Here is a 10,172-nt window from a genome sequence, read left to right on the forward strand (position 1 = left end):
ACCATCACCGCGCAGACCCTGAGCCAGAGCGGCACCCTGGCCGCCGGGGTGGACGGTAACGGCGCACTGACGCGCAACCAGACCCTGCACCTGACGGTGGGCGACACCCTGACCTCCAGCGGCGCGCTGCTGGCGGGCGGCACGGTGCAGGCCCAGGCCGCCACGCTGAATCTGGCGCAGGGCAAGGTCGAAGGGCGCCAGGGTGCCACCCTCAGCGGCACGCAGGCGCTGTCCGCGCGCAATGCGCAACTCACCAGCGGCGGCGGGCTGACACTGACCACGCAGGGCGCGCTGGATATCGAACAAGGCTTGATCGGCGCGGCCGGCGATCTGGGCGTGACGGCGGGGCAATTGACGGGCAACGGCGTGTTGGTGGCCGGCTTGCAGGACGACGGCACGCTGGGCGGCGACGGCCAGCTCACCGCCAGCGCCAGCCGCATCGACCTGCAAGGCAAGGTACTGGCGGGCGGCGGCATCGACCTGAGCGGCAATGACGTGGCGCTGCGCAGCGCCACGGTGAGCGCGGGTGGCGATGCCGCCATCCGCGGGCGCGACAGCCTGGCGGCGGGTGGCGCCGCACTGATCTCCGGCGGGCAACTGACGCTGAGCAGCCAGGGCACGCTGGACAACGCCGGCAAGACGCTGACCCTGCAAGGCCAGCAGATCACCGTGAACGCCGCGCGCGTCGACAACCAGGGCGGCAAGCTGGTCAAACTGGGCAACGGCCTGCTGAACGTGGCCGCCGCGACCCTCGACAACCGCAGCGGCGAAATCGCCAGCGGCCAGGACCTGACGTTGAGCACCGCCAACCTGCTCGACAGCAGCAGCGGCCGCATCACCGCCGCGCGCACCCTGAGCGTGACCGCCAACGGCCTGAACAACACCGGCGGCCTGCTGCAAAGCGGCGGCGACACCACGCTGGCGCTGGGCAGCGGCACCCTCAGCAACCTGAACAACAGCAGCCAGGGCATCCTGGCGGGCGGCAAGCTCACCGTCGACGCCGGTCGCATCGACAACCGCCAGGGCTGGCTGGGCGCCAGCGGCGACCTCACCCTGCGCACCACGCAGGACCTCCAGAACGCCAACGGCGACATCCAGAGCGGCGGCCTGTTCAACGTGACCGCCGCCAGCCTGGGCAACCAGGGCGGTCGGGTCATCGCCGTCCAGAACGGCAACGTCAGCCTGAGCGGCGACCTGAACAACGCCGCCGGCAAGCTGGTGGGCGGCGCCGGCCTGACGGTGACCGCCGCCAACCTGAACAACACCGCGGGCGGCCGGCTGGAGGCCGACCGGCTGCAACTCAACGTCGCCGGCGGCACCGTCGACAACCAGGGCGGCCAACTGGTGGGCGGCACCCGGCTGGGCCTCACCGCCGGCACCCTGGACAACCGCCATGGCATCGCCAGCGCCGCCGGCAACGCCGTGGTGGACGTGGCGCTGCTGCGCAACCAGGGCGGCAAGCTGCAAGCTGGCACCCGCCTGGACGTGACCGCCACCGCCGTCGACGGCATCGGCACCGTGCAGTCCAACGGCGACCTGGCACTGACCGTGCGCCAGGACCTGTACCAGGACGGCGTGGTCGAAGCGGCCGGCACCGCCACCGTCAACGTCGGCGGCACCCTGACCAACGTCACCCGCATGGCGGCCAACCACACCCTGAACGTGAACGCCGGCGCGCTGAACAACAGCGCCGGCGGCGAACTGTACGCGCCCAACCTGAACGTCGCGGTGAATGGCCACCTGGAGAACCAGGGCCTGATCGACGGCGGCGCGGTGCGTGTGGTGGCCGGCAGCCTGAACAACGGCGCGCGCATCTATGGCGACCAACTCGCCATCCAGGCCGGCAGCCTGAACAACGCCAGCACCGCCGTGATCGCCGCGCGCGACCGGCTGGACCTGGCCGGCAACACCATCGCCAACCAGCGCGACGGCCTGATCTACAGCGTGGGTGATATGACCATCGGCGGCAGCCTGGACGGGGCCAACCGCGCCCAGGGCTGGGCGGGCACGGTGGACAACCTGTCGGCGCGGATCGAGGCGGGGGGCAACCTGAGCATCGGGGCGGGGGCACTCAACAACATCAATACCGATTACGCGACGCAGCGGGTGGAGACCGGGCGGGAAGCGGTGGTCGATTACGTCATCAATGCCCGTACCGAGCATTTGTCCACCAGCCAAGCGGTGATCAATGGCAGTTGGGATCACGGGCGGCTGGTGGTGGAGTCCAGCCGCTACCCCATCGCGATCTACGGCAGCGCGCCGTTGTCGCTGATCGAAACCAAGCAATGCAGGCCCGGCGCGAACTGCTCGGGTGGCGCCAACATGGAGCTCTATTTTGCTTATGGGGTAACCGACCCGATCTGGGCAAAGTGGAATGTCGCGCCGCCCACGGTTGCTATGCCGACCAAGCCAAGCCAGTGCAATGGCACACGGCCCGACCTGATTCCCGAGTGCGGTGTCTACGACGACGACAAAGAAGTCGCCGATGCGGATTGGTTGGCGGCCTATGCCCGGTTGAATGCGGCTATCGGTGCCTTCAACAATGACCTCTACCAGCGTTCGTTCAAGGACTGGACCGAGTACCGCTACACCCGCGTCACCACTGAGGACGTCACCCTGCGCAGCGCGCCGGCGCAGATCCTGTCTGGCGGCAACATGACGCTCGACGGCAACACCCTGACCAACGACAAGAGCCAGATCGTCGCTGGTGGGGGGCTGTACGCCAGCTACAGCAGCGACCCCAACAACATTGGCGCTCAAGGCCAGCAGATCATCAGTATTGAAGACGGCACCGGCGAATATACCCATCTGGTGTCATCCGGCTTGTTTGGCGGCGATACCGACCGTAAATACGAAGGCAAGGAACGCTATGCGCCCGCCCCGCAGGCCCAGAGCATCGGCCTGCCGGTCTACCGCTTCGATGCCAACGACGCCGGCGCCGCCCAGGGCGCCAGCATTGGCGCCAAACCCCTGGTCCAGATCGCCGTCGGCACCCTGGCCCGTGATGGCACCGGCCTGATTCGGACCGGCGCCGTCCAGATCGACGCCACGTTGGGGCCGCAATCGATCGCCGCGGTCGGCCGCACGCGCCTGGGGAATGGCCCCGGCGTGGGGCAACTGCCACGGATCCAGATGGGCGAAGTGCTCGATCCGCCCACCCTGCTGGCCGAAGGCACCCGCCGCAGCCCGGTGATCAGCCTGACCCCGGCTGAAGCCGCCGGCCGCCTGTTGCTGCCGCCGCTGGGCGGCATCCTGGAGCTGCCGCAACCGGGCGGCCTGCAAACCATCCGCGTGCCGTCACCCACGCTGACGCTGCCCACCAACCAGCTCTACCAGACCCACGTCGAACCGGGCCACCCCTACCTGATCGAGACCGACCCGCGCTTCCTGGGCGGCAAGGCCTGGCTCAGCTCCGACGCCCTGCTGCAACAACTCAACACCGACCCGGATCGCGTGTTCAAGCGCCTGGGCGACGGCTTCTACGAACAGCAACTGATCTCGCAGCAGATCATGCTGGCCACCGGCCAGCGCTATATCGGCGACTACACCAGCAGCGAGCAGCAATACGCCGCGCTGATGGCCGCCGGCGCCGCCTTTGCCCAGCAATACCAGCTGAACATCGGCGTGGCGCTCAGTGCCGAACAGATGGCCGCGCTGACCACCGACATCGTCTGGCTGGTGGCGCGCGACATCGTGCTGGCCGACGGCCGCGTCGAGCGCGTGCTGGTGCCGCAGGTCTACCTCAAGGTGGCGGCGGACGACCTGCGCGGCGACGGCAGCCTGATCGCCGCCCGCGACATCCAGCTGGAAACCCAGGGCACCTTCACCAGCAGCGGCGACCTCCAGGCCAAACAACGGCTGGCGCTGACCGCCGACACCCTCAACCAGTTGGGCGGGCGCATCGCCGCCCAGGACCTGAGCCTGACCACTCGTGAAGACCTGAACCTGGGCGGCGACATCCAGGGCGATCTGGTCAGCCTGGTGGCCGGCCGCAACCTCAACCTGGCCAGCGCCACCAATACCACCAGCGCCGCCGGCGGCACGCGGGTGAACATCGACCGTATCGCCACCGTGCATGCCGGCGAGCTGTACGCCGAAGCCGGGCAGGACCTGAACATCCTGGGCGCGCAAGTGAAGAGCGACGGGCAACTGGTGCTGACCGCCGGGCGCGACCTGACCATCGGCACGGTGGCCAGCCGCAACGACTGGCAGATCGACGGCTCGATCAAGGTGCGCGACAGCAGCGTGCAACAACTGGGCAGCCAGCTCAGCGCCGGTGGCGACGCCATCCTGCTGGCCGGCAACCAGCTCACCGTGCGCGGCAGCAGTCTCGACGCCGCTGGCGAACTGACCGGCATCGCCAGACAGATCGACATCGTCGCCAGCCACGACACCCGTGACGCCGACTACACCACCACCGAGCAATCCCGCCACGGCAGCGGCTACACCCACACCGTGAGCGGCGACGACACCGTCAACGGCAGCGTGCTGCAAAGCGGCGGCGACCTCACCCTGATCGCCAAGGACGGCGATCTGAACCTGATCGGCAGCCAACTGAAGATCAGGGAAACCGACACCAGCGCCCTCAATGCCTTGTTGGGCCAGGGCGGCACCATCCAACTGGCCGCCAGCCAGGACGTCAACATCAGCGCTGACGTCGATCAGCACAGCATCGACAACGACTATCGCAAACAGACCAAGAACGCCGTCGGCAAACGCGAAAGCTGGGGCAACAGCAGCGAGGCCAGCAGCACCGCCGTGGCCAGCCTGATCAGCGGCGACAGCGTCGCCATCCAGGCCGGGCGCGACCTGAACATCCTGGGCAGCCAGGTGGCCAGCACCCTGGACCTCGACCTGCTGGCCGGTCGCGATGTGAACATCGGCGGCGTCGGCGAACAGGACCGTCGTAGCAGCGAAGACCACAAACGCGGCAGCGGTATGTTCCAGAGCGACATGGGGGTGACCTTCGGCAAGCAGAGCAGCGACGGTACCAAGGACCAGGACGCCCAGCGCCTCGCCGGCAGCCTGATCGGCAGCGCCGCGGGCGACGTCACCGTCTACGCCGGCCGCGACGTTGGCATCCAGGCCAGCGACCTGCTGGCGGGTGGCGACCTGAGCATCAGCGGTCGCAACGTGCGGATCGAAGCGGCGGCCGAGACCCAGCACTACGCCGAGACCCAGAAGCAGAAGCAGTCGGGGCTGAGCATCGGGCTGGGCGGCGCGCTGGTGGACATGGCCCAACAAGTGGCCACCAACCTCGACCAGGCCGGCGACGCCGAAGACGGTCGCCTCAGCGCCGTCAAGACCCTGCAGGCCGCCGACAGCATCTATCGCATGAGCCAGTTGGCGGGCGCCAAGGCGATGGTGGACGGCAAATTGGTCGATGCCCCCGACAGCCTGAACAACATGGGCGTGCAACTGCAGATCAGCGTCGGCAGCAGCAAGAGCGAATACAACCTGGCGCAGGACCAGCAGACCGCGCACGGCAGCAGCATCAAGGCCGGCGGCGATATCGCCATCGTCGCCCGCGGCGACGGCGAAACCGGCCAGGGCAACCTGACCATCCTGGGCAGCCAGCTCGACGGCAAGAACATCACCCTGGACGCCGCCAACGACCTTACCCTGCGCAGCGCCGAAGAACTGGCGCGCGAACGCAGCGACAACAAGAGCAGCGCCTGGGAAGTGGGCGTCGGCATCGGCGCCCGCAACGGCGGCATCGGCATCAGCGTGTTCGGCAGCGCCAGCCAGAGCAAGGGCTTCACCAACGGCGACGCCACCACCTACAAGGAAACCACCGTCACCGCTGGTGAAACGCTGACGCTCAAGAGCGGTGGCGACACCAGCCTGATCGGCGCCCAGGCCACCGGCAAGACCGTGATCGCCAACGTTGGCGGCGACCTGCTGATCCAGAGCCAGCAGGACGACATCGACTACCAGGCCAAGCAGCGCAGCAGCGGCGTCAGCGGCAGCTTCACCTTCGGCAGCATGAGCGGCCAGGCCAGCGCCAGCTTCAACAAAGCCAAGACCGACAGCGACTACCTGTCGGTGCAGGAACAAAGCGGCCTGTTCGCCGGCGAAGGTGGCTTCAACGTCTACGTCGAAGGCCATACCCAGCTCAACGGCGGCGTGATCGCCAGCAGCGCCGACCCCGCCAAGAACAAACTGGACACCGGCACCCTGGGCTTCAGCGACCTGCAGAACGAGGCCGAATACAAGGCCACCAGCGTCGGTATCAGCGTCAGCACCAGCGGCAGCCTGGACCAAGGCTTCGGCAAGGCCGGCTTCGCGCCCAAGGGCAACAGCCAGAGCGGCGAATCCAGCGGCACCACTCACGCTGCGGTCAGCGAAGGCACCATCACCATCCGCGACCAGGCGAACCAGAAACAGGACGTCGCCGAACTGAGCCGCGACACCAGCAACGCCAACGGCGCCATCGCGCAGATCTTCGACAAGGAAAAAGTTGCGGAAAAGCAGGCCATGTACGACGCCATGGCCGAACTGGTGAAGCCGTACGCGGCCATGGCGGCCAAAGCCATCGGCGACACCTTCGACGAAGGCAGCCCCGAAAAGATCGCCGCGCACGCCGCCCTGGGTGGTGCCCTGGCGGTGCTCACTGGCGGCAACTGGCAAGTGGGGATGAGCAGCGGCGCCCTGGGCGACCTGCTCCCCAATGCGCTGGCGCAGGCGTTCGAAAAGGACGAGCTGGGCAACATCAAGCACCCGGACCTGTTCATCGCGGCGACGCAGGTGCTGACGGCGGCGGGGATCGGGCTGGCGGGTGGGGATGTGACCAGCATGGCCAACGGCACGGCGATTGCGCAGAACGCGGTGGAGAACAACTACCTCAAGCACCAGGACAAAGCGCGCAAGACCGAACTGGAACGCAAGCGGGACAAGGGTGAGCTGAGCAAAAAGGAAGAGCAGGAACTGGCAGCGCTGGATGCCAAGGACAAAAAAGCCGATGCCGCGTTGCGGGCCGCCTGCGAGGGCAGTAACCAATTTGCCTGCGACGTTGAACGGTACAAAGCGCAACAGGCAGCCAACACCTACCCCAACCTGGGCTACCAGAACCCGAAAGAGCAGCAGGCTGGTTATCAGCAGATCATGTCGTTACTGTATGAAACCAGCCCGGAAGCGAAGCAGGCAAGGTTGCTGGAAGAGGCGAAGCTGTACAACTTCAGCAACTTCTTTGGGCTGGACGAAGACAGCGGCAAATACTGGTATGGCTATGCCAAAGCGGCTACGGCGCTGGGCACCGGGATTCTGTCGGCTATTGCCTTGAACAAGGCGGGACTGGAGGGGGATATTGCGGGCAAGCCGGTGAAGCCTGTGAAGCCGACGACCGCACCGCGCGACCCCTCGCCGGTGGACGCGGAGATGGTGGGGCAGGATCGGCCGGTGGCGCCGTTGCAGGGTGGCATTCCAGGTGTCCCTGCTACGCTGGGCCGCGCTAATGGCACCTACTCGTATGTCAATCCCGGGCCTTTGCCTGACAACTTAGCTGGAACCTTTACAGGGGGGCGATACACGGTTATGACTTTGGAAAAAGATACTGTTCTGTATCGGGCGGGTTCTAGTAGTCAACCTCTTGGTCAGTTTTTCAGCTTAGAAAAGCCGAATGGAATTTTACAAGAGCGTATTGATAAAGCTGTGTTGCCGGTCTGGCCGGGTGGGGCAAAGTCTCCAATAGATACAGCATTTGAAGTAAAAATTCCGGCAGGAACAAAGGTGTACGTTGGCGAAGTTGCTCCTCAAGGTGGGGTGTACGTAGGGGGGACGCAACAGATAGTCGTGGAAAAACCTTGGCTGATTAATGGTGTTAAGGTTATTGATTCGAGTCCGTTGAAATGAAAAATTTGAAAGAAATTGAATTTGTTATGACAAGGATGATTGAGTTGCTTCGCGCGGGAGGAGGCGATGAGTGGGCTGGCGCATTTGAGAGATTAAAGGGTGATCTGTTAATAAATAGTGGTGATGTTTTATTTAAAATAATATCTATGTATGGTGGGATGGGCTCTTTAAATGATGTCGTTTTGTATGAAGGGGGGCAGCCCATGATTTCTGAAAATAATGAATTTGATAAATTAAGAGAGAAATTATACTTTTTGTGTCAAAGGTGAAAACCGACGATGATCGAGCGTAAGTGCCGTTCCTGCGCCAGGCTCAGCGTGCTCCCGGACCAATAGTGGCGACCCCGTGTTTTCGACTTCAGCCCCGCTTCACCTTCCGCTGAATAGCGTCTGGACCACGCCATGACTGTGCTCAGGTGCACCCCAATCACCGTGGCGATGGTCTTCCATGGCAAATTCAATTCGCGCATTGGCATTGCTTGCCGACGCATTTGGTCTTGCGCGTCACGGGGTAATTTAGGGCATCAAATTTTTCATGCGCGAAAGTACATCACAATTGTATTATGGATTAAAAAACGAAGTCGCCACTTCAATTGATCGAGTAGCCTATAACGAAAATTGAGACGTGAGAAAAAATGAGGAAAGACTATCAATTTATTGAAGACAACCTGGATTTTTTTGCTTAATGAGATCAGGGGGCAACCGGAGGTTGCTGTGCACTTTCCCTCTGAACAACTCTCCTATGAGGCTCAGATAGAACAGCTAACTGGATGGCTCCAGGAGGCAGGCGAATATGGTTTAGTCTATGAAAGCATAGTCTCTATGCTTGAGCTTTTTCCGTTTAACGTTTCGGGAAAGGCTGCCATCAAGCTCTTGGAGGTTGGATTAAAATTTGGATTTAAGACTGACTCGGAAATTGATAAAGAATTCGATTGGCGGTGAAATTTAGCCCGATAGCTCGCCGTCGCCTGTAGACCGACAAGCGCTTCCTTTCCTTTAGCCCCATTTACAACTGCACCCATCCGGCCTATGCTTCCGCTGTCGCGTTCAATCACGCGACCGGGCTTGGACTCCCGGAATTGAAAAGGCGGACATCGCCGCGCAAGCGGCTTTTTTATGTCCGTTGCATGGTGCTGTCCTTTGGGTGGGCCGTGTGGGGCAGCGCGAGCTGCGCCGGTTCCTTTTCCCGGTAGTCCAACCTGCACGGTTCCGCCCACCTCGCTTGGACTCGGGGTGACGGATGCACAATCCCCGAAAAGGAATTTCACCATGCCTCATCCCAACCCCGCCGTCCCCACTACCACCCCTTGGCTCGCCTGCATCGCCTCGCTCGATCAAGCCATCGACCAAGCCGCGCAAGCCCGACAAGGTTTCGTCGAATTGGCCGCACTGTTCCGCGCCATAGCCGAGCTTTCCACCGTCCACGCCAACGCCCATGACTTGGCTGGGATCGGAAGTCGCATGGCCGAAGATTGGGCCAACCTGTGCGACGTGGAACGTGAAGAACTTGAGCTTTGCTGCAAGGCGTTGCAAGCGCCTGTGCTGAGCTGATCCCCATCGGGTGGCACCCATCAGTGCCACTCCATTCATAGGCATCCGCTCTTTATGCGATCCAATGACTAGATATAGGTAATTGCTTACCCCAAGATCATTGATTGCCGCGTGCAATAAAAACTGAATCGCTTTCCAATATCCCATTTCATCCTGATTCGCGTATATTGAATCGCGCCATAAAACGTCATTCTTATTAATGCGGCCGATTCGACCATCCCTCCAGCTTTTCCTTGCCAGCTTGCTGTTGCTGTCCGGGATTGCGCAAGCAATGCCGGGATCAAGCAATAGGCAGGTCGCGCGCGACCTGCTGCACACCGGCGACGTCACCGTCTACGCCGGTCGCGACGTCGGGGTGCAGGCCAGCGACCTGCTGGCCGGTGGCGACCTGAGCATCAGCGGTCGCAACGTGCGGATCGAAGCGGCGGCGGAAACGCAGCACTACGCCGAGACGCAAAAGCAGAAGCAGTCGGGGCTGAGCATCGGGCTGGGTGGCGCGCTGGTGGACATGGCCCAACAAGTGGCCACCAACCTCGATCAGGCCGGCGACGCCGAAGACGGCCGCCTCAGCGCCGTCAAGACCCTGCAGGCCGCCGACAGCATCTACCGCATGAGCCAGCTGGCGGGCGCCAAGGCGATGGTGGATGGCAAGCTGGTCGATGCCCCCGACAGCCTCAACAACATGGGCGTGCAACTGCAGATCAGCGTCGGCAGCAGCAAGAGCGAATACAACCTGGCGCAGGACCAGCAGACCGCGCACGGCAGCAGCAT

6 protein-coding genes are annotated in these 10,172 nt (G+C 63.5%); 5 read left to right on the forward strand and 1 reads right to left on the reverse strand.

Annotated features, from left to right (window positions below; all coding sequences use genetic code 11):
* A partial coding sequence (locus C556_RS0118500) for a hemagglutinin repeat-containing protein (protein ID WP_018749736.1) occupies nucleotides 1–7,851 on the forward strand: 7,851 nt, incomplete at its 5' end.
* Complete coding sequence (locus tag C556_RS23335; protein ID WP_157236274.1) at nucleotides 7,848–8,120, forward strand: DUF6966 domain-containing protein; 273 nt, start codon at nucleotides 7,848–7,850, stop codon at nucleotides 8,118–8,120. The genes C556_RS0118500 and C556_RS23335, both read left to right, overlap by 4 nt.
* On the opposite strand, the gene C556_RS22530 is transcribed toward C556_RS23335, so the two are convergent.
* Complete coding sequence (locus C556_RS22530; protein WP_281166419.1) at nucleotides 8,111–8,341, reverse strand: helix-turn-helix domain-containing protein; 231 nt, start codon at nucleotides 8,339–8,341, stop codon at nucleotides 8,111–8,113. The two genes, C556_RS23335 and C556_RS22530, sit on opposite strands and share 10 nt — an antisense overlap.
* Nucleotides 8,342–8,507: 166 nt before the next feature.
* Here C556_RS22530 and C556_RS21170 point away from each other — a divergent pair, with 166 nt between their 5' ends.
* From C556_RS21170 to C556_RS0118515, 3 genes are all read left to right on the forward strand, one after another.
* Nucleotides 8,508–8,792: a hypothetical protein gene (locus C556_RS21170; protein WP_018749737.1), complete on the forward strand. Its 285-nt coding sequence runs from the start codon at nucleotides 8,508–8,510 to the stop codon at nucleotides 8,790–8,792.
* Nucleotides 8,793–9,119: 327 nt separating this feature from the next.
* Nucleotides 9,120–9,401: a hypothetical protein gene (locus C556_RS0118510; RefSeq protein WP_018749738.1), complete on the forward strand. Its 282-nt coding sequence runs from the start codon at nucleotides 9,120–9,122 to the stop codon at nucleotides 9,399–9,401.
* 271 nt (nucleotides 9,402–9,672) lie between these two features.
* Nucleotides 9,673–10,172, forward strand: a 500-nt coding sequence (locus tag C556_RS0118515) for a hemagglutinin repeat-containing protein (RefSeq protein WP_026263213.1), incomplete at its 3' end; no start/stop codon positions are given.

Origin of the sequence: Chitiniphilus shinanonensis DSM 23277 (genome assembly GCF_000374805.1) — a bacterium.
GTDB classification, from domain to species: domain Bacteria; phylum Pseudomonadota; class Gammaproteobacteria; order Burkholderiales; family Chitinibacteraceae; genus Chitiniphilus; species Chitiniphilus shinanonensis.

What these genes read in the sequence shown, in the direction of transcription:
- C556_RS22530 (WP_281166419.1), bottom strand. Translation starts at nt 8,341, where the DNA reads ATGCGTCGGCAAGCAATGCCAATGCGCGAATTGAATTTGCCATGGAAG.
- C556_RS0118510 (WP_018749738.1), top strand. Translation starts at nt 9,120, where the DNA reads ATGCCTCATCCCAACCCCGCCGTCCCCACTACCACCCCTTGGCTCGCC.
- C556_RS23335 (WP_157236274.1), top strand. Translation starts at nt 7,848, where the DNA reads ATGAAAAATTTGAAAGAAATTGAATTTGTTATGACAAGGATGATTGAG.